This is a genomic window from Pedobacter zeaxanthinifaciens (genome assembly GCF_003313335.1).
Taxonomy (GTDB): Bacteria; Bacteroidota; Bacteroidia; order Sphingobacteriales; family Sphingobacteriaceae; genus Pedobacter; species Pedobacter zeaxanthinifaciens.
Genome location: NZ_QMHP01000006.1, coordinates 105647 through 130545, shown reverse-complemented (window position 1 = coordinate 130545; position 24899 = coordinate 105647). Strand labels below are relative to the sequence as shown.

Annotated in this window: 20 protein-coding genes; 17 read left to right on the top strand and 3 right to left on the bottom strand. The window is 40.6% G+C overall.

Annotation, left to right across the window (positions count from 1 at the left end; genetic code table 11):
* The first annotated feature begins 2 nt into the window (after nt 1–2).
* From DUT68_RS10890 to DUT68_RS10850, 9 genes are all read left to right on the top strand, one after another.
* A complete protein-coding gene (locus DUT68_RS10890; RefSeq protein ID WP_113638228.1) occupies nt 3–935 on the top strand; it encodes a DUF4434 domain-containing protein in 933 nt (310 codons plus the stop codon).
* 1 nt (nt 936) lies between these two features.
* A complete protein-coding gene (locus DUT68_RS10885; RefSeq protein ID WP_113638227.1) occupies nt 937–2109 on the top strand; it encodes a n-acyl-d-glucosamine 2-epimerase in 1173 nt (390 codons plus the stop codon).
* A 171-nt stretch (nt 2110–2280) separates the two neighbouring features.
* Nucleotides 2281–4593, top strand: a complete 2313-nt coding sequence (locus DUT68_RS10880; protein ID WP_113638226.1) for a GH92 family glycosyl hydrolase — start codon at nt 2281–2283, stop codon at nt 4591–4593.
* Nucleotides 4594–4657: 64 nt separating this feature from the next.
* A complete protein-coding gene (locus tag DUT68_RS10875; protein WP_113638225.1) occupies nt 4658–7687 on the top strand; it encodes a SusC/RagA family TonB-linked outer membrane protein in 3030 nt (1009 codons plus the stop codon).
* An 18-nt stretch (nt 7688–7705) separates the two neighbouring features.
* Nucleotides 7706–9580, top strand: coding sequence for a RagB/SusD family nutrient uptake outer membrane protein (locus tag DUT68_RS10870; RefSeq protein WP_113638224.1), 1875 nt, complete (start codon nt 7706–7708; stop codon nt 9578–9580).
* Between the two features lie 32 nt (nt 9581–9612).
* Nucleotides 9613–11415 (top strand): DUF5018 domain-containing protein, encoded by a 1803-nt coding sequence (locus DUT68_RS10865; protein ID WP_157960842.1) that lies wholly within the window; start codon nt 9613–9615, stop codon nt 11413–11415.
* Nucleotides 11416–11467: 52 nt separating this feature from the next.
* Entirely contained in the window at nt 11468–12355 is an 888-nt protein-coding gene (locus DUT68_RS10860) for a hypothetical protein (RefSeq protein WP_198659574.1), read from the top strand.
* Entirely contained in the window at nt 12345–13496 is a 1152-nt protein-coding gene (locus DUT68_RS10855) for a glycoside hydrolase family 10 protein (protein WP_198659573.1), read from the top strand. The genes DUT68_RS10860 and DUT68_RS10855 overlap by 11 nt, the downstream gene beginning before the upstream one ends.
* Nucleotides 13497–13517: 21 nt before the next feature.
* Nucleotides 13518–14693, top strand: a complete 1176-nt coding sequence (locus DUT68_RS10850; protein ID WP_113638222.1) for a glycoside hydrolase family 10 protein — start codon at nt 13518–13520, stop codon at nt 14691–14693.
* Nucleotides 14694–14859: 166 nt separating this feature from the next.
* Here the strand turns inward: DUT68_RS10850 and DUT68_RS10845 are convergent, their stop codons facing one another.
* From DUT68_RS10845 to DUT68_RS10835, 3 genes are all read right to left on the bottom strand, one after another.
* Complete coding sequence (locus DUT68_RS10845; protein ID WP_157960841.1) at nt 14860–16227, bottom strand: hypothetical protein; 1368 nt, start codon at nt 16225–16227, stop codon at nt 14860–14862.
* 71 nt (nt 16228–16298) lie between these two features.
* The gene (locus tag DUT68_RS10840) at nt 16299–16829 is read right to left on the bottom strand and encodes a hypothetical protein (protein ID WP_113638220.1); all 531 of its coding nucleotides are present in this window, start codon (nt 16827–16829) and stop codon (nt 16299–16301) included.
* The gene (locus tag DUT68_RS10835; RefSeq protein ID WP_113638219.1) at nt 16826–17377 is read right to left on the bottom strand and encodes an RNA polymerase sigma factor; all 552 of its coding nucleotides are present in this window, start codon (nt 17375–17377) and stop codon (nt 16826–16828) included. The genes DUT68_RS10840 and DUT68_RS10835 overlap by 4 nt, the downstream gene beginning before the upstream one ends.
* 377 nt (nt 17378–17754) lie before the next feature.
* Between DUT68_RS10835 and ruvX the strand changes: the two genes are divergently transcribed.
* The 8 genes from ruvX to ffh all read left to right on the top strand — a co-directional run bounded on the left by ruvX (nt 17755) and on the right by ffh (nt 24759).
* A complete protein-coding gene (gene ruvX, locus DUT68_RS10830) occupies nt 17755–18171 on the top strand; it encodes a Holliday junction resolvase RuvX (RefSeq protein WP_113638218.1) in 417 nt (138 codons plus the stop codon).
* A gap of 5 nt (nt 18172–18176) precedes the next feature.
* Nucleotides 18177–18806, top strand: a complete 630-nt coding sequence (locus tag DUT68_RS10825) for an O-methyltransferase (protein ID WP_113638217.1) — start codon at nt 18177–18179, stop codon at nt 18804–18806.
* Nucleotides 18807–18909: 103 nt separating this feature from the next.
* Nucleotides 18910–19578 carry a glucosaminidase domain and LysM peptidoglycan-binding domain-containing protein gene (locus DUT68_RS10820; RefSeq protein WP_113638216.1) on the top strand — a complete coding sequence of 223 codons (669 nt, stop codon included), beginning with the start codon at nt 18910–18912 and terminating at the stop codon, nt 19576–19578.
* A 7-nt stretch (nt 19579–19585) separates the two neighbouring features.
* Entirely contained in the window at nt 19586–20431 is an 846-nt protein-coding gene (locus DUT68_RS10815) for a glucosaminidase domain-containing protein (protein WP_113638215.1), read from the top strand.
* Between the two features lie 48 nt (nt 20432–20479).
* On the top strand, nt 20480–21229 hold the full coding sequence (locus tag DUT68_RS10810; protein WP_113638214.1) for a hypothetical protein: 750 nt from the start codon (nt 20480–20482) through the stop codon (nt 21227–21229).
* Nucleotides 21229–21552, top strand: coding sequence for a hypothetical protein (locus DUT68_RS10805; protein ID WP_113638213.1), 324 nt, complete (start codon nt 21229–21231; stop codon nt 21550–21552). Before DUT68_RS10810 ends, DUT68_RS10805 begins: the two co-directional genes overlap by 1 nt.
* A gap of 73 nt (nt 21553–21625) precedes the next feature.
* On the top strand, nt 21626–22603 hold the full coding sequence (locus tag DUT68_RS10800; protein ID WP_113638432.1) for a DUF3078 domain-containing protein: 978 nt from the start codon (nt 21626–21628) through the stop codon (nt 22601–22603).
* Between the two features lie 821 nt (nt 22604–23424).
* Nucleotides 23425–24759 (top strand): signal recognition particle protein, encoded by a 1335-nt coding sequence (gene ffh, locus DUT68_RS10795; RefSeq protein WP_113638212.1) that lies wholly within the window; start codon nt 23425–23427, stop codon nt 24757–24759.
* Nucleotides 24760–24899 lie beyond the last annotated feature (140 nt).

The following is a 24899-nucleotide window of genomic DNA, read 5'->3' as shown; positions in this document are numbered from 1 at the left end:
GAATGAGAATAACGGGAACTTTTATTGATGAGATTTCTCATGACATTCCGCACCAAAACTGGGGACGGGAAGAGTGGGCCAAAGACTTCGCACACATGAAGGCTATGGGAATTGACACGGTAATCCTGATCAGAAGTGGCTACCGCAGGTTCATCACTTACCCATCGGTTTACCTACAAAACAAATTTGGTTGTTACGAGCCGCCGATTGATTTGGTGGAGCTGTATTTGCAGCTAGCTGATGAACATGGCATGAAGTTCTATTTTGGCCTGTATGATAGCGGCCATTATTGGGACACGGGAAATTTACAGCATGAAATTGATGCTAACCGATATGTAATTGACGAAGTGTGGGCTAAATACGGCCACTATCAAAGCTTTGGCGGTTGGTACCTCAGTATGGAAATCAGCAGAAGAACCAAGGGCGCTACCGAAGCCTTTAACACGCTTGGCCTGCAATGCAAGGGCGTAAGTAGTGGCCTACCAACTTTTATTTCCCCTTGGATTGATGGTAAAAAAGCGGTAATGGCTGCCGAAGCGAGCTTAACCAAAGAAAATGCCGTATCCTTAAAAGAACATGAAGACGAGTGGTCGGAGATTTTCTCAGGCTTAAAAGGCTCTATTGATGCTGTGGCTTTTCAGGATGGCCATGTAGACTATCACGAATTGCAGGACTTCTTCGAAATCAACAAAAAAATGGCCGATAGATTTGGTTTGCAATGCTGGACTAACGCTGAAAGTTTCGATCGTGATATGCCGATCAAATTTTTGCCCATCAAGTTTGAAAAACTACGCCTTAAGTTAGAAGCAGCCAGAAAAGCGGGTTATGATAAAGCAATCACTTTTGAGTTTTCTCACTTTATGAGCCCTCAGTCTGCCTACATACAAGCCCACCATCTTTACAATAGATACCAAGAATACGCTAAGAATTTATAACATGAACAAGTACATAGATATATACAAAAATGAACTCCTAAATGAGATTATCCCGTTTTGGAGCAAAAACTCTTTAGACCATGATGCCGGCGGCTATTTTACCTGCTTGGATGCCCAAGGGAAAGTTTACGATACCGATAAATTTGCTTGGCTGCAAGGTCGTCAAATTTGGACCTATTCCATGCTTTTTGACAAAGTGGAGGCTAAACAAGAGTGGAAAGATATAGCTGAGTTAGGTGCTTCATTTATGAGAAAACACGGCAGAGATGCCAATGGAGATTGGTACTTCTCGTTCACCAAAAGAGGCAAGCCGCTAGTGCAGCCATACAACATATTCTCCGACTGTTTTGCCGCCATGGGATTCGGTGCGCTTTGCAAAATCAACAATAGTAATGAAGATGCGGATATTGCTTTAACCACTTTCAACCGAATTTTGGAGAGAAGAAACAATCCAAAAGGCAAGTATACTAAAGGCTTTCCAGGCACTAGGGAATTGAAAAACTTTTCGTTACCGATGATCTTGTGCAACCTTTCTATGGAGCTGGAGCATTTGCTAGATAAATCTACCATTAACGGTTTAATTGACGAAGTACTACACGAAGTGATGTCGGTATTTTACCAGCCGCAGTCGGGATTGATTTTAGAGAACGTACACCATGACGGTAGTTTTTCCGATTCCTTTGAAGGCCGTGTGGTTAACCCAGGGCATATTATCGAGGCCATGTGGTTTATCATGGATTTGGCAGTTCGAAAAAACGATACCGTACTAATCAACAAAGCGCTTGACATTGCATTTAATGCGCTTGAGTTTGGCTGGGATAATCAATATGATGGCATTCTTTACTTCAAAGATATCAAAGGGCACCCTGTGCAACAATTGGAATGGGACCAAAAACTGTGGTGGGTACATGTGGAGGCCTTGGTAACCATGGCTAAGGGCTACGCACTAACTCAAAATGAAAAGTGCGCCACTTGGTTTGAAAAATTACACCATTACACATGGAATAACTTTAGAGATGCTGAAAATGGCGGAGAGTGGTACGGTTATTTAAATCGAAGGGGCGAGGTTTCGTTAGCTGCCAAAGGCGGAAAATGGAAAGGATGCTTCCACATACCAAGGGCGCTTTACCAAGTGTATTGCACGTTGGAGAAATCATTAGTACCAGTTATTTAAGATTACAGAAATTAAAAAGAATTCGTGTGTCTTGTCCTATTTTTAAAAAAAATAAAAAAGTATAGATTTTTATTAAAAAAAAATAATATCTTGCTTAAAATTAAACCCTATCAATTTTCCTTTCTCCACGCTCCCAGGTCAATTGAATATTACATAACCAAAAGCGAAACTATGAAGTGTTCGTATTTAAATATTCGACGAAGCACAAAAAGCAGCCTGTATTTTTTGCTGTTGCTTGCGCCAATCATTAGTCTTTTGGGATGTAAAAACCAAGCGGGTTCCACTGCGGACGACAACGCACGCTTTGTAGACCCACTAATTGGCTCTGGAGGCCATGGACATGTTTTTGTGGGCGCTTCTGTTCCTCACGGCATGGTGCAAGTAGGCCCCAACAACCTTAGCAAAGGCTGGGATTGGTGCTCTGGCTACCATGATTCCGATACGACAATTATCGGCTTTGCCCAAACTCATTTAAGCGGTACCGGCATTGCCGATTTGGGCGACGTGTTATTTATGCCTACCGGAAATTTCAAACAGCCAAGCGCTACCGACACTACCCGCACTGCAAGATTTTACTACAGCACATTTAATAAAAAAAATCAAAAAGTTAGCCCGGGTTATTATTCAGTTAACTTAAATAGGTATAATATCAAAGTAGAATTAACTGCTACGGAAAGATGCAGTTTTCAAACATACAGCTACCCTAAAGACAGTGCAGCAAACGTAGTGATCAACCTGGCCGAGAGTGTACAATCGTTAATGGCTCGAAAAGGAACTACAGGCTCGTCATTAACTATTATTAACGACACCACCGTTGCTGGTTTTAGGAGTTCGGATGAATGGGCCCGCGACCATAAAGTGTATTTTGTTAGTGTTTTTTCTAAGCCAATTGTTAGCAAAAGCCTACTTAAAGGCCAAACTACCGATGGTGGCAAAACGGCTACTAGCACCGAAGGAGCGGTTAGTCTGCTATCCTTTAAAAATGACGGCAAGCCATTGTCGATTAAAACGGGTATTTCTTATACCTCTACAGATGGTGCTGCCTTAAATTTGAAATCGGAAATTAAAAGCTGGGATTTTGCTGCAATCAAAAACGAAGCTACCTCACGCTGGAATTCATCTTTAGCAAGCTTCAATTTCAAGTCGAAAGATTCACTTACCAAAGTGAAATTCTATACGGCACTTTATCACACTCAAATTTCACCTTCCTTATTTAGTGATGCTGACGGAAAATACCGAGGTGCCGACGGAAAAGTTTATTCATCCAACAGCAACACTTACAGCGTATTTTCTTTATGGGACACCTACAGGGCGGTACACCCATTGTACACCTTAACAGATACCGCTGTTTCCAGTTATGCTAATACCTTACTGCAAATTAACAGTCAGCAAAAACGCATGCCGGTATGGCACCTGGCAGGCAACGAAACCGATTGTATGGTTGGTGTGCACAGCATTCCAGTGGTGATAGATGCCTACCTGAAAGGCTTCAACATCGACAAAGAAAAATTATGGAATGCCGTTAAAGATTTCGACCAATACGATCAAAACGGTTTAAAAGCCCTACGGGAGCGAGGCTACATTCCTGCAGACCAAGAAGTTTGGTCGGTAGCAAAGGGATTAGAGTACGCCATAGACTATGATGCCATTGCAAAATTAGCTAAAGATTTAGGCTACAAAGCCGAAGCAGAAAAATACGCGAAGCTTGCTAAAGGCTACCAACAATATTTCGATAAGCAAAGTGGTTTCATGAGAGGGAAATTGGCTAACGGCCAGTGGCGTGCAAACTTTAACCCTTACCACAGCTTACACCTAGAGGATGATTATGTAGAGGGCAATGCTTGGCAATACACTTGGTTGGTGCCTCAGGACGTAGAAGGGTTAGTGGGCTTATTTGGCGGAAAAGCGCCTTTCACTAAAAAACTTGATAGCTTATTTACCGTGAGCTCTGCTTTAAACGAAGGAGCATCCATAGACATTACCGGCATGATTGGTCAATTTGCCCACGGCAACGAACCAAGTCACCACATTTCTTATTTGTATCCTTTTGTTGGCCAGCAGTGGAAAACCGCAGAAAAGGTGCGCCAGGTTTGTAATCAGTTTTACAAGGCTTCCCCTGATGGCCTAATTGGCAACGAAGATTGTGGGCAAATGTCTGCTTGGTACATCTTTTCGGCATTAGGTTTTTATCCAGTAAATCCGGTTAACGGGCTGTTTGTTTTTGGATCGCCTTTGGCGGATGAGGTAGAAATCAACCTTAACAATGGTAAAAAGTTTAAAATAACTGCTCAATATAACAGCGCTAAAAACAAATTTATCCAATCAGTAAAACTGAATGGAAAAGCTTACACCAAAACCTATATCAAATACCAACAAATTATGGAAGGCGGCGAGCTCATTTATGTAATGGGAAGCAAGCCAAATTACAATTACGGCAAAGAAAAAGCCGACTGGCCTGTCTCAAATCCTTCAAAAGAGAACTGAATCAATAACAAAAAATGAAGCACTTAAAATTATCTAACCAAACCAAACAAAAATGTAGTACTGTATGAAAAGAGCTTTGACCTTAATTTTATTTCTAATTGCGGTAAGTTCAACATGCTTATATGCACAAACCACCCTAAAAGGTAAGGTTTCTGACAATGCTAGTCCCTTACCGGGCGTTAGCGTAATCAACAACAACACTAAGCAAGTTGTAATTACCGATCAAAATGGACAGTTTCAAATTCCTGTATCACAGGGAAACACCATTACATTTTCTTACATCGGGTATGTAAGCAAAACCATTAGCTATAGCAATCAAACTAACCTTAACCTTGTATTGGATGCGGCCTCAACCTCATTGGATGAAATGGTGGTTGTAGGTTATGCAAAACAGAAAAAAGCGACCTTAACAGGTTCTGTTTCTGCGCTAAGCGGCGAGGAAATAGGCCAACGTGCCGTAGCTTCGTTATCAACCGCGTTACAAGGAAAAATGGCGGGTGTTACCATTCAACAAACTTCTGGGCAACCGGGTGCTGATGGGTCAAACATCCGTATCCGTGGTATTGGATCTATCAACTCAACTACTTTCCCATTGGTATTGGTAGATGGAATTGAGACCGATATCAACCAGGTGGATATGAATGTTGTAGAGTCTGTATCCGTATTGAAAGATGCGGCCTCTGCTTCAATTTATGGATCGAGGGCTTCCAATGGCGTGATTTTAATTACTACCAAAAGAGGAAAAAAAGGCGATGTGAAAACCACTTACGCGGGTTACACCACCTTACAAAGGCCAACCAATCTCCCTGATCCAGTTTCTGCATGGGAATACCTTCAAGCGGAGCTAAATTCATTGGACAATGCTGGCGTTTCGGTATCACCAACACAGCGTGAACAACAGCTTAAGTTAATTGAACAACAGCGCACCTTACAGCCAGATAACTGGAACCGTTACGACACCGACTGGAAAGCAGAAACCATCAAAGACAATGCGTTTATGCACAATCATAACGTAACCATAAGTGGCGGCGGAGATAAAATCTCTTTCTTTGGTTCGGGATCTTTCCTTGGTCAGGATGGTTTAATTGTAAACAACAATTACAAACGCACCAACCTTTTACTTAATGCAGACGCCAATTTGTTGAGCTGGGCTAAGTTTTCATTAAATACTAGCTTGAGAGAATCGAACACACTTGCGCCAGGGGTTAATACGCCAAAAAGCATTATCAACAAAGCACTTTACATGTTGCCAACTTTATCCGCAGCTCGTGAGCTTGATGGAAATTGGGGCTATGGAAAAAATGGCGATAACCCAACCGCACAAGCTTATGATAGCGGCGAGCAAAAGTCAAAAGGTACCGAAACCATTGTTAATGGAACTTTAACCTTAACACCAATTGCTGGTTTTGAAGTTTTGGGTCAGTACTCTTACAGGACAGTAACTGGTAGAGGCCGAAGCCTAATCAAACCATATACTGTTTCGTTAAAAGGTAATGTGTTAGGTAATTATCCGGCTCAGGATGATTTAACTGAAAGCTGGAACCAAACGATCAGAAATTTCTACCGTTTACAAACATCTTACGAGAAAACCGTTAACAAGCATTTCGCTAAATTATTAGTTGGTTATCAGGCAGAAGACAACACTTTCACCTCATTTTTTGGTGCGAAAAACGGTTTTGAACTCGGCCGTTATTACTTAAGCAATGGCGATGGCGCATCAGCAACTTCAGGTGGTGGTGCTACCGAGTGGGCGATGATGTCGGGCTATGCAAGGCTTAACTACAACTACGCTCAAAAATATTTGCTAGAGGTAAACGGAAGGTATGATGGCTCATCAAGATTTACCAGCGATAACCGTTGGGGCTTCTTCCCTTCAGTATCTGCTGGATGGGTGGTATCTCAAGAAAGCTTTATGGCTAAAACCCAAAAGTTCATCGACCAATTAAAATTGAGAGTTTCTTATGGTTTACTGGGTAACCAAGATATTGGTAACTACCCTTATGCCGCTACCGTTAACACCGGCTATGGCTATTACTTAGGAGATGGCAAAGAATTGGCTACAGGGGTAGCGCAGGTAGCTTTATCAAACAGCAACATCAGCTGGGAAACATCAAAACAATTTGATGTAGGTATTGACGTGGCGATGTTTAAAGATAAATTGACTTTAACTGCAGATTATTACGTAAAACGAATTGAGGACATGTTGTTGAGATTCCCGCTTCCGTACTATGCAGGGATGCAACCAGCATTTTCTAATGCAGGCAGTATGGAAAACAAAGGCTGGGAAATTGCCTTGGGCTACAAAAACAAAATCAACGATTTCAATTACGGCATAACCGTTTCGCTTAACGATAACCGCAATAAAATTACCGACCTAAGAGGACAAAACTCTCAAGACCGTACGCAGGTAGAGGGCTATCCAAATGGTGGTGTTTGGGGTTATTTATCAGATGGTTATTTCCAAAGCTGGGAAGACGTAGCCAACTCGCCAAAATTGAGTGGTTCAGCTCGTCCGGGCTTCGTTAAATACAAAAAAATCTACAGCGGACCAGGTGTTGATCCTTTATTGCTCGATTCTAGAGATATCGTTTATCTAGGCGATCCTTTCCCTCATTACGAATACGGCGTTACCTTAACCGCCGGATGGAAAAACTTCGATTTTACCGCTTTCATCCAAGGTATTGGACAACGTTCGGCATTTTTAAGCGGCGTAGGTTTAAAACCATTTGCTAACGGCGCTAACTTGTTTAGGCACCAATTGGATTACTGGACTCCAGAAAATCCTAATGCGGCTTATCCTATTTTAGTTCCCGAGGCTAACTCGAACGATAACTTTGTTAAATCAGATAAATGGGTGAGAAACGCCAACTACACCAGATTAAAGAATGTGGTGTTGGGCTATACGCTCCCTAAAGCTACTGCCCAAAAACTCAAATTATCGAGTTTAAGATTATATGTTAGTGCACAAAATCTATTCACAATAAGCAATTTCTACGATGGATATGATCCTGAGGTAAGCTATGGCGGATCAGTTGGTGGAGAGTTCTACCCTATCATGCAAACTTACACTTTCGGACTTAACCTTAGCTTTTAATCTTAGACCTAATTAAAAATGAAAAATAAGATCATGAAAACCAGTTTCGCCATTTTAGGAGTAGCCGCATTAGTATCGGTATCTGGTTGTAAAAAAGATTATTTGGATAGAGAACCGCTAAGCGACTACTTATCATCCAACTTTTATAATAACGAAGGCGCCATTAAACAAGGGGCTAACGGCTGTTATCAATTATTAAAAATGAACCATGGTGGCAGTAGCAACATTCCATTGTCAATACTATGGGATATGTACACCCCTTTTGGTATCGAAAGAGCCGATAATGCAAGTATTGGCGTAGGCAGTGTTGACCTAAGAACCAACTATGCACAAGAGCTTACTTGGGCCAACCTTTACACTTCGGTGGCTCGTTGTAACTCGGTAATTAGCGGTGCGCAGCCTTACTATAGCGAGCTTAACGATAAAGCAAAACAATACGTATCAGAAGTTAGGGTGCTTAGAGCGCACTACAACATCCAATTAATCAGTCTTTTTGGCGATATCCCTTACTTTACCGATCCGGTAACTGAGGCACAGCTACAAAACGTTGGGCGTACGCCTTGGCAAACTGCTGTTACTTCCATCATTGCTGATTTAGATGATGCAGCCACCAACCTGCCTTGGATTGCTACTGAATGGGGCCGCGTAGATAAATCGGTTGCCTTGGGCCTAAAAGCTCGTATTGCCTTATATGCTGCATCGTGGAACAAATTTGGTTTTGGTAAAGATGCCGTTAAAGATCCTCAAAAAGCTACGGAGTTTTTCAGAATTGCAGCTACCGCAGCCAAAAGGATTATGGACGAAAGCGGTAGAGGTTTAGCCACTAACTACAATGATTTATTTACCAGAGCAGGGCAGCTTAAAGCCGATACCAAAAGAGAAACCATGATGTTTATGATGTTCTCTGATTTTGGCGATAAAAACTCCCACTACATGTCGTTGGGTGAGCAAGTACGTATGATTGGTCAAAGCGGCAGGTTCCCTACACAACAACTAGTAGATACCTACGAAACCAGCAACGGAAAACGTATTGATGAGGCAGGATCTGGTTACAACCCTAAAACGCCGTTCATTAACCGCGACCCTCGTTTAAAATACACCATTTATACGCAAGGCGATACCATTATTGGCAACACAGGAAGCAACAAGCTGAAGTTTTTAATGGAAATCTACAATCCACAAACTAAATCGTTTGATGCGCAAGGAAATGCAAGGTTGGTAGACAACTTAGACTATGCCGGCTCAGTTGCACAATTTGGATATGTACAAAGCGGTGTTGGCTTTGCTTGGAGAAAATACAATCATTTTGATGATGAAAGTACTGCCTTGCCTACCTACAACATTTTGCTAATGCGTTATGCAGAAATTTTACTGACTTACGCCGAAGCTAAAATTGAATTGGGCGAATTGGATGCTACTGTCGTAAATGCAATTGATCAAGTTAGAGCAAGGGTGGGCATGCCTTCTATTTTAGTGGCTGATCCATCAAGAGCTGGAAACCAAGACAAAATGCGCCAAATTGTACGCAGAGAGCGTAAAGTAGAATTGGCAAAAGAACAGTTGTACTTTTTTGATATGCGTCGTTGGAGATTGGGAGCGATCCAAAATGCGGAACCAACTTACGGCTATCCTTTAGCAACAGGTGTAAATACCACCACAAAAGTTTATCCTAACGGATACGACCAAGTAACACCGGATATGGTTCCTTCCTTTGGTGGTGCAGGTTCAGAGCGTGATTTAAATGACGTTGCCAGCTATCAAGCTTACGCGGCAAAATTACGTACCAGAGATAGAAACCGTAAATGGGAAGATAGGTTCTATGTATGGCCTGTCCCTCAAACCGAACTCAATAAAGCGCCTTGGCTAGGACAAAATCCAGGCTATGGCCAATAACGATGGTATTATTCAAATCAAGAATTGAAAGTATGAAGAATATGAAATTTAAAACCATCCAGTTTATACTGTTACTGGTGGTAATTTTTGCCAGCTGTAAAAAGAAAGACGAACTTGACAGAAGTTACGAAGCGGCAAAAATTGTTGGCGTAAAAATCAACAACGAGCTTTTTACGCCAAGCTACAATGCTAACGTAGCTAGTGTGGTGGTGCCGGCGGGCAGGGACTTGTCAAAAGTTAAATTGCAGGTTTTAGTAGCCAATGGTGAAGTTATCGACTTTGAAAACAATCAAATTAGAGATGTACGCAAACCGCTTAACCTCAGCTTAAAAGGATCAAATGGAGAAGACATCAACACTGTGCTTAAAATCCAGTCTCCCCCTTTGTTATCAACATTTATCATCGAAGGGTTAAACATTCCAAAAGCTGATGTACACTTTAGCAGTACTTCCTTAATTGTGCAGGTACCAAAAAACACCAACCTTACTAATTTAAAAGTAACAATGGATTTTGTAAACGGTACTTTGGTTGATTTTACAAACGGCCAGGCTGCCGACTACAGCACCCAAAAAACCTTCAAAGTTAAAGGAGCTGATGGCGAAACCATTTACAGTTATGATTTTATCATCACTACTGAGCAAGTTGGTCCAGCTTCGGTACGCTCTATGACCATCAACGGTATCGCTACTGATTCGGTTGTTTTTGTAGCGCCAAGTACCATCATTCCTTACGTAAAAGGAATTACCGATTTTTCAAAAGCTACCGTAACCATTGCTGCAGGTTTTGGAAACAGGATAGATCCTAGCTTTACAGGCACCAACCTGAATTTGTTAACTTTAGCTGAGAAAGTAAAAATTACCGGCTCTGATGGTATCGAAAAACAATTTACCATTGGCGTGCCTCAACTTTCGTTAAAACCGGTATTTTCTAAAGATTATGCTGCCTTTGGATACCCTGCAAACGACTTAGTTGGTATCGCTTTTAGTGGAAGCAATATTGTGGTAGCCAATTATTCGGCAACAGCACCAACTGTAGTAGGTCCAAATTATTACGACTTAGCAGGTAACCAAGTTGGTGTGCTAAATAAAACCGGCGTAGTAATAGCTAATAGCTTGCGTAAAGTAGCTACGGACAGTAAAGGAGTAATATTAGCGGTTTCTTTAGGTTTAACTACCGTTGATCAAACCATCTACAAATGGGATAACGTAACAGCGGCCCCGGTGCCATACATTACTTACTCTTCAGCGAGTTTAGGTTTAGGTACTACGGCATTTAGGGCAGCAGGTATTAACGTATCAGGTAGCTTAGATGGAAATGCCATCATCACGGTAGCCAGGGCGCAAAGCACAGATGTTTTCGTTTGGACGGTAACTGCTGGCGTACTAAATCCAACACCTACCAAATATGCCTTCCCTTACGCAGCAACTGGTTTCTACTACAGCATTGAGCCAATGCCAATTGGAACTCCAGGCTTCATTGGTGCCGCTACCGGAACTAATTTCAACGGTATCATTGCTTTGGGCAGCACTATGGATGAGCTAGGAAAAACCTCTGGACTATCCGCTTCTGATTGTAAAATTTATAAACTCGATAACAGAATTTACTTAGGCTTTGTAGTGTATTCATCTGGAAAAGGCGCTTATTTCCGTTTGGCAGATATTACCGATAACAAAACTACTTCGGTGCAAAATCCAATTATGAATGTGTTAATGCCTTCTACCGCAGCAAATGCAAACGTTACAATGGACGTTGATATCGCTAAAGTGAATGGAAAGCTACATGCTGTTTTTGCATGCACCAACATTGGTATGCAGCTTTATAAGTTGGAACAATAAAACTAATGGGGACAAGGTTAGCGCTTTGTCCCCATTTATTAAATTTTTAAAAATGAAAAAGTTAACCATGTTTAAATTTGTTAATGCTTGTTTAGTTTTAGCGCTATTGGCTTGTGGAAAAGAGGATAAAACACCTGAAAAAAACGAAACAGAAACCGATCCAATTAATACTTTCTTCAAAAGCGAAATTAGACCTGACAAAACCAAACCTTGCTTTAACGGTGCCTATTACCGCAAAATGGTATCAAGTAAAGATGTTTGGTTGGGCATTGGCGGTAGGGTAACATTACCAAAAATTACTTTTGACCCAACACGCAATAATCCCGCTAAGCCCGGCCAATATTTGGATAATCCTTCGGTTTATATGGGAGGCAGCATGGGCGGACAAGAAACAGACATAGGCTTAACTTGGGAAGTAGTGATAGAGAACGGTGCGGTAAGCACTGAGCGCAAAGCTTTCAGACCTTTTTTAAGACGCACTTCGCATTCTGGCGGGCAAGCTGCTGCCTACGAAAATGCTCCGGCACAACCGGCATATTACTGGTATCCGGAGGAAGAAGTAACCATGTCCGTTGAAATTGTAGCTAACGGAAAATTAAAGTTTACCGTGGAAGGAGCAGGCAAAAAATTTGAAAAAGAGTTTGATGCAGACGGCTACAGACCAGGATCCATTGGCGAGTTTAAACGAGTAAATGCAATAGATCAGGTAAGCAACGAAGGTAAACCTGCACAAGTAACTAAAGCTAAAGTAGAAAATTCAAAGTGGTTGGAAACATATCTGCTGAGAAGTTACGAGGGTAAAACCATTAAAGTGCCAGCGCATAGTGGCCGCTTAACGGATATGAGATGCCCTGCAACTAATTATTTCAGCATTATAGCATCCGAAGCAGAATTATTGAAAGGCGGAGAGACAGTAAATATCAACGGGAATGGATATTAAGAAAAAGATGTTAAAGAAATCAACTATCGCCCTTGTGGCAATTATAACTTTGGTAAGTTGTGCTTGTAAAAAAAATGAAGCTTCCTTACCTCCTACTAAAACAAAATCAGATCCGCATTTTGCCGGAACTTGGATTACCAATGTGGCTAGTACAGCGCTTGATTCAAGAGCAAACATTCAGGAAGCGGTTGCTACCTGCAAAAAAAGCGGTATCAATAATATTTTTGTGGTGGTTTGGAACCAAGGCCGCACACTTTATCCAAGTACAGTAATGGCCAATCTATTTGGTGAAAATGCGAAGATAGCTTCAAAATTTCAGGGCAGAGACCCACTTCAGGAAATGGTTGAGGAAGGCCATAAGGCTGGCATAAAAGTACACGCTTGGTTCGAGTATGGCTTCGCAGCTTCTAATAATCAGAACGGTGGCCTCATCCTCCAAACTAAGCCACAATGGGCTGCAAAAGATAGCAATGGTAATTTACTGACCAAAAATGGCTTCGAATGGATGAACGCATTTATGCCCGAAGTACAGGATTTTATTTCATCGTTGGTATTAGAAGTGGTTGAAAAATATGACGTTGATGGTGTGCAAGGCGATGATCGTCTTCCTGCTTTACCCTCAACTGGTGGATATGATGATTACACTGTGAATTTGTATAAGGCGCAACACTCGGGAGCTAACCCACCGAGCGACTATAAAAACACAGAGTGGGTAAACTGGAGAGCCGATTTATTGACCACTTTTTTAGGCAAGCTTTATCAACAAGTTAAAGCCAAAAAACCTAAAGTAATGGTTACGGTAGCGCCAAGCGTACACCCTTGGGCAAAAGATGAATACCTGCAAGATTGGCCAAATTGGTTGGATAAAGGCTACGCCGACTTGGTAATCCCTCAGCATTATCGTTATGATATTGCAGCTTACAAATCAACTTTAAAGCAACAATTAACCTACGTTAAACCGCAGCATAAGTCTAAATTTTACCCAGGAGTGCTGATACAAAACGGCACTTACAATCCAACCGATGATTTCTTCAAACAAATGATAGATGCCAACCGGGCCGAGGGAATTGTGGGAGAAAGCTTTTGGTTTTTTGAAGGCGTTAAAAAGTTTCCTACCTTTTTTGAAACTTATAATCAATAGTAGTTTAGTTTAATTATTTGCATGAGATTTTTCGTATTTGCCGTTTTAATTTTTGCTCATTCCTGCTGCATTGCTTCAGAAACGCCACAAGCCATTAGGGGTGTTTGGGTGCCAGCACCTAAGTACACCAAAGTAATGCACAGTTATCAGCAAATTAAAAATTTTGTGGGCTTACTGGACGAACTCAACTTTAACGCCATTTACTTGGTGTCTTATGCCGAGTCGAAGACCATTTACAAAAGCAAGGTACTTCAAAAATATACCGGTAAACAACCCTTAGATTCTACTTCGCTCCTACAGCCTTACATTGGCAAGTACAATTCGCCAACAAACGATCCGGTAAAAGATTTGATTGTTTTGGCTCATCAAAAAGGCATTAAGGTATTTTTTTGGTACGAATATGGTTTTATGGGAGATATCAAGGAAATGACCTCAAACCATCCGCTGCTAGCTAACAATCCAAAATTTTTAGCCCTCGGCAACGATGGAAAGCCTGCCAATTATCACCAAAAAGATTATTATTTTAACGCTTACCATCCTGAGGTGCAACAGTATTTGTTGGAACTCATAAAAGAAGGTATCAGCCTGTACCCTGATGTGGATGGGATACAAGGAGATGATCGGTTACCTGCAATGCCTAAAAACTCAGGCTACGATGAGTTTACCGTTGCCAAATACAAAAAAGAACATGCTGGCTCAGCTCCGCCCAATGACTTTAACAATATCGCTTGGGTAAATTGGAGATTGGATATCCTGAATGACTTTGCCGGTAAATTATATAAAAGTGTAAAAGCACAAAACAAAAATGTGATGGTAAGTTTTGCGCCTAATCCATTTCCCTGGAGCAAGGAAAATTTGATGCAAGATTGGCCTAATTGGATTAAAAATAAGTACTGCGATTTGCTAGTGGTACAATGTTACAGGTACAATGCCGATGCCTATAAAGCAACGGTAACTGAAGCCAATACCATCGTAAAGCAGAACAATCCAAACCAATTATTTGCAACGGGTATCATTTTAATGGAGGGCGGAAATATCAAGATGACGCCGGAACTGCTAAAACAGCAAGTACAAATTAATCGCAGCCTGGGCATCAATAACGAAGTGTATTTCTACAATCAGGCCTTAGCAAACGACACCATTAAAACTGTTTTTAAAGAGATCTATCCTCAAAAAGCCGCTTTTCCAAAGAATTAATTGTGCTTTGATAAAAACAAAATTCATGAATGGTGCATAAGTTTGATTTTTTCTTGCACCATTCATGAATTAACGTGAGTTCATTATAAAAAGAATTATGCTACTTGCTAGGTTTATCATTCGTAAGTAATGCGCTTTCAAATTTCATCTTAAACGCAAGCCGCTTCTAAATCACCCTGAAAGTTACAGAGCCGTACCTGGCATTAACCCTTACATTTGATGCTCCGCCCCTGCCAACACTTCCCGTGTACTCTTTGGTCGAACTATAATTACGGTCATCATCATCTCCCACTTTCCTAGCCGTGATATTTTCACCAGCTTTAAAGCTAGAATAACTCACGTTTGTATTAAAATTCCCTCCGTAGTTAGCAGCAAAGCCCAAGGTTACGGTGATATATTCTGTGTCTAAATTCACAATTTTACTACTAGCAGCAACCTGATCGACGGTTAACCGTCCACCATACTGTGATTTGGCAGTAAAATTGCCCATCAATTTACCTACTCTAACAGCAACATATTGCGAAGTCAAGCTTAAATTCCCCACTTGTTCAATGGTTAAACCACTACCATATTGTACTTTAATTCCGGCATCGCCTTTAATAGTTCCAATTTTAACAGAAGCATATTGAGCGTCTAAGTCTAAGTTATCTACAGATGATATGCTTAATCCACTTCCGTACTGCTGCCTAATGTTGGCATTACCCCTAATGTTTCCAATGCGTACGGTGGCGTATTGAGCCGTTAGGTTTAAATCTCCTATGGAAGCAATACTTAAACCGCTGCCGTATTGTTGTTTGATGGTTGCTTTATTCACATCTTTCAAATCAACACTGGTGTACTGTGCAGAAATAAAGTTGTTTGCATTTTTTAAATCTCCAGTAATGAGCTTACCGTATTGCACCTTAAGCGCAGTTGGTCCCGAAAAATCGGGGATTTCTAGGTTGCCATACTGTTGAGTAGCCGTAAGCGCCACGTTTGCTGGAAGGTAAAGCGTCATAAAAATTTTCACTTCCCTGCGCCATCTTCTTCCATTTCTGCTCCCATTTCCCCAGTTGCCATTACGATCTTCCATTTGCGTTTTGAAAACCGCTTCATCATCATTTTTTGTTGTAGTGATCGTCACATTGTCGATGAGTTTTTGCGCTTCATCCTCCGTATTGGCAAATGCTCTGATATCCGCATCCAGTTTCACCTCGTTTTTATCCCAGGTTTTAACAATGATATTTCCATAGATGTTAGAAACGCTCACTTTATCTCCCTTTCCCAAAGCAAACGATTTAGAGAACGCCTTGGTCTTCTGCGGATCATCATATTGATCTTGCTGCGTTCCAGAAGTGCTATAACTACGGGTATCATACACCGTTTTGCCATCGGTGGTTTGTTTACTATGTGTAGTTACGGTAGTACTCGTATTGCTGTAAGCCTGTACTTGCGGCACAGCAGGTTGTGGTGGCGAAGGCAAATTGCCCACTTGTGCGTTTACTTGCATAACTAGCCCAAAAAAGGCCGATATGCTGCATATAATTGTTTTCATTTTGTTTAATTAATTGGCGGAGCCACTCGCTTCAATTTCCATTATTACCGACGTCGAAAGAAATAAGGCGATTAAATAGAGTTCTCCTCTTTTTTATATTGATTGACTTGATTGATAATGTTTAATTGTTGGCTAATCATTTGAAACTGGATTTCCAGATTTTTCATCATAGCCTTGCCCACCAATGCTTTATTTGGACTGGTTTGTAGCTGCTGTTTCAACTCCTGATAGTCCTGATCCAGCTTGGCCAAATCACTCATAAACTTTTGGTACAATTCAGGGTTTGTTTGCGAAAGTACCTGCAAGCTATCTCGTTTCTCTTCAATTAAGCTGGTAAACTTCACTTCTGTTTTGCCCAATTTTGGGTTAATATCAGCAACCATAATTTCAGCACTTGTTTTTTTGTACTGGTAACCAAAATAAATGCCCACAGTTAAAATCAACATGGCAGCAATACTCATCCATTGATACATGCTAATCGTTTTTTTTTGTTGTTTCTTATCTAATTCAGCTGCTATTTTGCCCCACAACAAATCTGATGGGCCTTTAGCTTCAAATTCTTTTTTGTGATCTTTTACAAACCCCTCTAATTTATTTTTCATCTTGCTACTCCTTTCGTTACCAATAAACTATTTAACTTTCTTTTCGCTCTCATATACTGCGTTCGCGATGTATTTTCTGTAATTTTCAATATATGTGCAATTTCTTCATGGTCGTAGCCCTCAAAAAGATATAAGCTCAGCACCACTCGGTAACCATCTGGCAATTCTGCCATTGCACTTCTTATGGCTTCCACTTTTAAATGCGCCTCTTCCAAATCTGGCTCCTGCTCATCGGCAACATCAACCTCATCAACGCTAACGGTTTCCATTTTACGCTTGCGCAAATAATTGATAGACCTATTAATTACGATTTGTTTTAACCACAGGCCAAAAGTTGTTTCCTGTCTAAAATCAGCCATCCTGTTAAAGGCATCTAAAAATGCCTCTTGCAAAACGTCCTCCGCCTCGGCATCATCATTAACAATGCGTAGCGCCACATTGTACATAGCAGTAGCATACAATTTGTAAATTTCAAATTGTGCTTTGCGGCTTCCCTTACGGCATTCGGCCACTAAATCAGCATGCTTGTCTATGTAAACAGTTTCCAAATTTGTAACGTGCTCTAAGCGTTCTAATCAAAAGACAACGAGATTTTTAAAACGTTGCATCGTGTTGCAAAAATATTTTTTCATTTTGGAAAAGCAGCTACACCGCTACTATTTATGTCAATCCCGCTTTCCGCTAAAATCTTTTTAAACTTCTTGTCATGCTGTATTTGCCCAAGGATAATTCACAGCACACAATGCTTAATTGTCGGCTTCAATAAAAAAAGTATTTCCGCTTCAATCGGGTTTAAATAACAAAAGGTAATGCTATAAAAAGCAAGGTTCAAGTTACGCTACTGCTTTTGCCTCCCTTTGGGACATATACCCCACGAGCAAAAAGGGCGCTAACCCACCAATTTTAAAAACCCTATCTTTGCTGCATGGCACGTATCATGGCTTTCGATTATGGCACCAAAAGAATTGGTATTGCCGTTACTGATCCTTTGCAAATCATTGCAACCGGCTTAGACACCATCCACCCAAAGGATATTATCGATTTCATCAAAAAATATGTATCAACTGAACCCGTTGACGCATTTGTGCTAGGCGAACCAAAACAAATGGACGGTACACCCTCCGACAGTTACCAGCACGTAAAGGGATTTTCTACGCTATTGAAAAAAAACTTCCCTGGCGTTCCGCAGCATTGGGTCGATGAAAGATTTACCTCTAAAATGGCACATGCAACCATCATGCAAAGTGGGCTCAAAAAAAGCGACAGACGAGACAAAGAAAGGGTCGACACCATATCGGCCACAATAATTCTGCAATATTTTATGGAACAAAACCGTTTATAAGCACAATGATTAGCGAAGAATTACAACAACTTCTCTTGCAATATTGCGAACCTGAAGACGAACTTTTGCAACATATCGATAGAGAGACCAACTTAAAAGTTTTAATGCCCCGTATGCTAAGCGGACACTATCAGGGGCGTGTGTTGAGTATGCTCAGCAAAATGATTTCGCCTCAAAATATTTTAGAAATTGGCACCTTTACCGGCTACGCAACCTTATGTTTAGCCGAAGGACTAAGTGCCAACGGTACCATTTACACCTTGGATATCAACGCCGAATTGGAAGATATGGTGAGGGAAAATTTTGCCAAATCGCCTTTAAATTCAAAAATCAACTACATTATTGGCGATGCTCAAGAGAGCATTAAAAATATTAAGGAAACTTTTGATTTGGTTTTTATTGATGCCGACAAAAAGAACAATGGCACCTATTATGATTTAATATTTGATCAGGTGCGTACGGGAGGCTTAATTATTGTCGACAATGTACTTTGGAGCGGTAAAATTGTAAAAAACGCTCAAGATAAAGACACGAAAAATATCAGTTCATTTAACGATAAAATAAATGCAGACCAAAGGGTAGAAAAATTGATTTTACCGGTAAGGGACGGTCTGTTTGTAATTAGAAAAAAATAAAGCCCACCCTGCCCAAGGTATTTTTCCAAGGCAAACATCCTCAGCAAGTTGAATTAACTTTACGTTTGTGGGATTTCAGTGGGCCCGAATTAAATTTCATAGCATGAAAAAACTTTTGCTCATCCTTGTTCTTGTAACCAACTATTTTTGTGTTGTAGCGCAAAGCACCGAGGAGTACATTGAAACTTATGCCGATGTTGCGCAACGCTTAGCGGACGAACACCATATTCCGGCAAGCATTATTTTAGGAGTTGCCATACACGAATCGGCCGCAGGCCAAAGTAAAATTGCCCGCTATCTCAATAATCATTTTGGCATTAAGGGTAAAAACAGTAATACCGAAATTCGCTCGGCCTATAAAGATTTTCCAAGTGTCGACTCTTCTTACACGCACTTCATTAGTTTTTTGAAAAGCCGCTCTTATTTCAATGTACTTTTTGAAAAATACGACCAATATGATTTTAAAAACTGGGCTAGGGGAATACAACGAGGAGGATATGCCCGCAGCAGAAGTTGGTCGTCGCAAATTATTGCGCTTATACGTAAATACGAACTGTTTCAGTATGATAACCGCCCAGAAGATTACATAGAACCTGCAGATCCTGCGCCAGTTTATCGAACTAAAAAGAAAACCAGTAAAACTTATACCGTTAAAAATGGCGATAATTTAGGTATCATTGCCAAAAGAAATCATACAACGGTTAAAGCTATAAAAAGTAAAAACGGCCTTAAAACCGATGCCGTTAAGCCGGGGCAAAAATTAAAACTTTAATGCCAATATGAGTAATTACAAATCACTTCTTTGTTTCATAATTTCAATTGCTTTTTTTAGCTCTTGTAAAACTCGGCAGTATGCCAAAAACAATAAACAAATTGAGAAAACGGCAAAGAAAGATAACCCTAATCCAATATCTTACACCACACTTTCGTACATAGATGCTTTCAAGGGAATCGCTATTGAGGAAATGAACAAATACGGGATACCAGCCAGCATTACCTTGGCGCAAGGCATTTTAGAATCAGGCAGCGGCAGCAGCGATTTGGCACAATACGCTAATAACCATTTTGGCATTAAATGTACATCAGATTGGAAAGGCAAGGCTTATTATAAGGATGATGATCAGAAAAACGACTGCTTTCGGGTGTACAAAGATCCCCGAGAATCTTACAAAGACCATTCGGAATTTTTAAAACGCAAGCGCTATGCCGCTCTTTTTGAGTTGGATAAAAACGATTACCGCAATTGGGCACTTGGATTAAAAAATGCAGGTTACGCTACCAATCCAAAATACCCAGATTTGCTCATCAACCTCATCGAAAAATACCAACTATACCAATACGATCAAACAGAAAGTGAACGAGAGAAATTGGCAAGGGAGGATAAAGTTTTCAAGGAAATTAACGCCAATATCCCTAACGAGAAAAAGCTATATACGCCAGTTCCAGTAGCGCCAAAAGACCCGCCAAAGGACTTAGAAAATGGAAAATTCTACACCGTTCAACAAGGTGATACGCTTTATAAGATCAGTCAGCTTTACAAAATAACAGTTGATGAACTTAAAGCACTAAACCAACTTAGCGACAACAACATTAAAATTGGGCAAAAACTATTAGTAGTTAAATAATGTTAAGGGCTTAAGCGCAAAATATTTTATATTGTAGCTTTGTTGGCAATGAGAATTTTACTGTTAAGTATATTGGTTTTAAACGCAATGATAAGCTTTGCACAGCAAAAGGCAGTGCAGGGTTTTGTTGTTGATAAAGATACCAAACTACGCTTAGCAAAAGTTTACATCTACAACTCTTCTATTGACGAAGGCTTTTACAACAATACCAAGGGTGAATTTGTAGCCAATGTAAAGCCTGGCGACACACTATTTGCTGCATTAAGTGGTCATGCAATGGATACGGTTGTTTACCGGGGGCAAAGCGCCATTGTTTTTCAGTTGCGTTCCTTGGGCATTCGTTTAAAGGAAGTAAGCATTTACGGCAAAGCCAAAACACCGCAAGAACTTTACAAGTCCAAATTGGACGAGTACAAATATAAACTGGACAAAGGCAGCAGTAAAGATTTGCTCAACTTAGGGCCAGGCGGTGTTGGCTTGGGAATTGATGCCATTTATAATTTGCTAAGTAGAGAAGGTAAAAATGCCCGTCAGTTGCAAAAAATACTCGAAAAGGATTACAAAGAGCAAGTGATTGATTACCGTTTCCGCCCGGATTATGTACGTGCCTTAGTGGATATTAAAAATGAAAACCTGCAAGATTTCATGACACAGTACAGGCCAACGTACCAATTTGTATTAACTGCTTCCGAATATCAATTTATTCAATTTGTTAAAAACAGTTATGCTTCCTACAAGCGTAACCCTGCTATGTTTAGGCTGCCAACGCTCCCTAAGTTAACTATTGATCAATTGTAATGCCCTATTTTATTGTAGTGCCCCAATTACCTGCGGCCGCAATGGCCATTTATCCTTTTATTTTAATTAAGAAAAAGGCTTATCAGGATGATGTTGTGCTAGTTAATCACGAAAAAATTCACCATCAGCAACAGCTAGAATTGTTGATTGTTCCTTTCTACTTATTTTATGTAGTTAACTACGTATTTAACCTCATCAAATACGCTTACCATCAAAAGGCCTACTACCACATCATATTTGAAAAAGAGGCCTACGTTAACGAAAAGAACTTAAATTACCTTAGTCATCGCAAACGCTTTGCTTGGTTAAAGCTGCTGAACTAACCTCCCTTGTTTTTGATAATTTTCTGAAACAGGCTTAACATTTTACATTTTTTTTACGTTATTTTGTATGAAAATGAAGCGATTATTACTCACTTTTTTTGCCGCTGCAGCTTTTTATACGCATTCTTTCGCCCAAGAGATAGATACCATTCCGTTTTCTTTAAAGGATATGGAAATAAAGTTGAAAAGAAATCCGCTTCCTTCTAGAATTGGCGTTGTAAATTTTGAGCCTGTTGAACTTAAACCAGCTTTGGTGCAAGCCAAAATTAACTACTGGAAAACCAAGGCTACCATTGGCATTAATGCTAACCAGGCATCATTTAGCGATAACTGGAAAGGTGGTGGTGTTAATTCTATTGCTTTGGGTGGCCTCCTTAACTACAAGGCAGAATATAGCAAAGAAAGCTATAGCTATACTACCGAGGTAATTATGCAATATGGCAAAGTGAAAAATAAGGGCCAGCTACAAAAGAAAACCAACGACCGTATTTACTGGGATAATAAAGCTGCAGTACAGTTATCCAAAAACTGGTATTTCTTCGCCTCGTTGAGTTTCGAATCGCAGTTTGATAAAGGTTTTTCTTATTCGAAAGATGCGCAGGGCAACGAGCAGGCTAAACTAATTTCGATGTTTATGGCCCCTGGTTACTTAACCGAATCATTGGGTTTTGAGTATAAGCCTAGTAAAGTTTTCTCTACCCGTATTGGTACCGGTACCGCCCGCCAAACTTTTGTGCTTAGCGAAAATACCAACAGGTTTGGTGTTGATCCGGGAAAAAAAGTGAGAAACGAACTGGCTTTTCAGATTGTGAGCAACTTCGAAAAGGAGATTGTTAAAAACACCATTCTTAAGGCAAAGTACAACATGTTCATTCCTTACGATAATTTTGGCCATATCGATCATCGTTTGGATATGGTAGCAACCGCAAAGGTCAACCGTTTCATGAACGTATCGTTAACTGGCGTAGTTTTATACGATAGAGATATGGACTTGAAAGTACAGAAAAGTCAGGCACTTGCTTTAGGTTTTAGCTTCACTTTCCCGAGGTAATTTATTTGAAGCGCAGTAGCCGTGCTCCTATTATCTTCAGTCCCGCCATTTGTTACAATCTTTTTGTGAAAGCAGCCCTAAACACGTAACCGAGTGCATCAAAAAGTATTTTCACGGCTGTCGGGGCTATTTAACTTAGGCCTGCTTAAAGCAGTTCCGTTTACAAATCGCATTCACGTTCCTCCACTGGTTATTGTTCAACATCTGTAATGTGTAGTAGGATTTCCGTCCCGTTTAAATAATTTGGATCACAGATCCAACGATAATGCGCATCTTCAAGCCCAGGTCGCATTTCATTCTTTGCGTACTCTGCGAGACTTCCAAAACTTTGCGGTTAATTTATCATTGAGATTTTTACCGCAAAGTATGCTGAGATTACGCAAAGAAAAAACAAGCGCATCGTCAAGTCCCCGCATTCCATTCATTGCGTACTCTGCGAGGCTTCCAAAACTTTGCGGTTAATCTAAGTTGAATTGTACCGCAAAGTACGCTGAGATTACGCAAAGAACAGCGAAGAGCATCACCGCATCTGCTCTTTTTGTTATCGCAGTAGCCAAGCATTTTAAGCCATTTGCACTCCCTTTTGTTAATCAAACCCGATTGAAATGGAAAGCCCGGATCCCGATGTCAAATCGGGAACGGACTTGGAATGGAAAGCGGGACTGCTGCAAGCGATGAAACGCAGGTTGTGCTTTTCTAAAAAATTAACTCAGCTTACTCACTGCCCAATTTGTAAAAATCGTTACACTTCAATCGTAATTCGTAAATCCAAAATCGTAAATTATTAATACCTTTGCCATTCATAAAAATTTAAATAAGCAATGTTTGAAAATTTACAGGATAAGTTAGACAGGGCGTTTAAGGTTCTAAAGGGACAGGGAAGCATTACTGAAATTAACGTGGCAGAGACCATGAAGGAAATCAGGAAGGCTTTGTTGGATGCGGACGTAAATTATAAAACCGCAAAAACTTTTACCGATCAGGTAAAGGAAAAAGCTTTAGGAGCAAACGTATTGACCAGCATTTCGCCAGGGCAATTGCTTACCAAAATTATGAATGATGAGCTTGCTGCCTTAATGGGTGGCGAGGCTACTGAGTTGGATTTAAAAAACAATCCTACGGTGATATTAATTGCTGGTTTAAATGGTGCAGGTAAAACTACTTTCACCGGTAAATTGGCACTTTACCTAAAAAGCAAGGGCAAAAAGCCGTTAATGGTTGCTGGCGACGTTTATCGTCCGGCGGCGGTTGACCAGTTACAGGTTTTAGGTGAGCAAGTGGGTGTACCTGTGTACGCCAATAAGGAAAGCAAAGATCCGGTAGCGATTGCCTTAGAAGGTATTGCCGAAGGTAAAAAGAATAACAACAATGTAATTATTGTCGATACCGCGGGCCGTTTATCAATAGATGAGGCCTTGATGAATGAGATTTCGGAAGTGAAGGCACAAACTAAACCTCACGAAATTTTATTTGTAGTGGATTCGATGACGGGCCAGGATGCGGTAAATACGGCGAAAGTATTTAACGACAGGCTTGATTTTACCGGCGTAGTGTTAACCAAGTTAGATGGCGATACCCGTGGTGGTGCGGCGCTTTCTATTAAATCGGTAGTGGATAAACCAATTAAGTTTATTGGTACTGGCGAGAAAATGGAAGCACTAGATGTTTTCTATCCAGATAGGATGGCATCGCGTATTTTGGGCATGGGCGACGTGGTTTCCCTTGTAGAGCGTGCCCAGCAGCAGTTTGACGAAAAGCAAGCAGCGGAGCTTCAAAAGAAAATCCGTAAAAATAAATTCGACTTCAACGATTTTTACAGCCAAATCCAACAAATCAAGAAAATGGGTAACATGAAAGATTTGATGGGAATGATTCCTGGCGTTGGTAAAATGATGAAAAACATCGACATTGACGATGATGCTTTCAAAGGTGTGGAGTCCATCATCCAATCGATGACGCCTTATGAGCGTGAAAACCCGGATGCTATTCAGCAAAGCCGCAAATTACGTATCGCCAAAGGATCTGGTAATAAGCTTGAGGATGTTACTAAATTATTGAAGCAATTTGAGGATATGAGAAAAGTGATGAAACAATTCTCAAACCCTGCGGCGGCGGCAAAAATGATGCGTAACATGCCTAAAATGCCACAGAGATAAATCTCCCTAACCTTCCCTAATGGAGGCTTTTATACAGCAATCCCCAATATGTTTTGATATTGGGGATTTTTTATGCCCTTTTTTTGTCATTCCGACTTAAGGAGGAATCTATCTAATTTTATTTATGAGATCCTCATTGT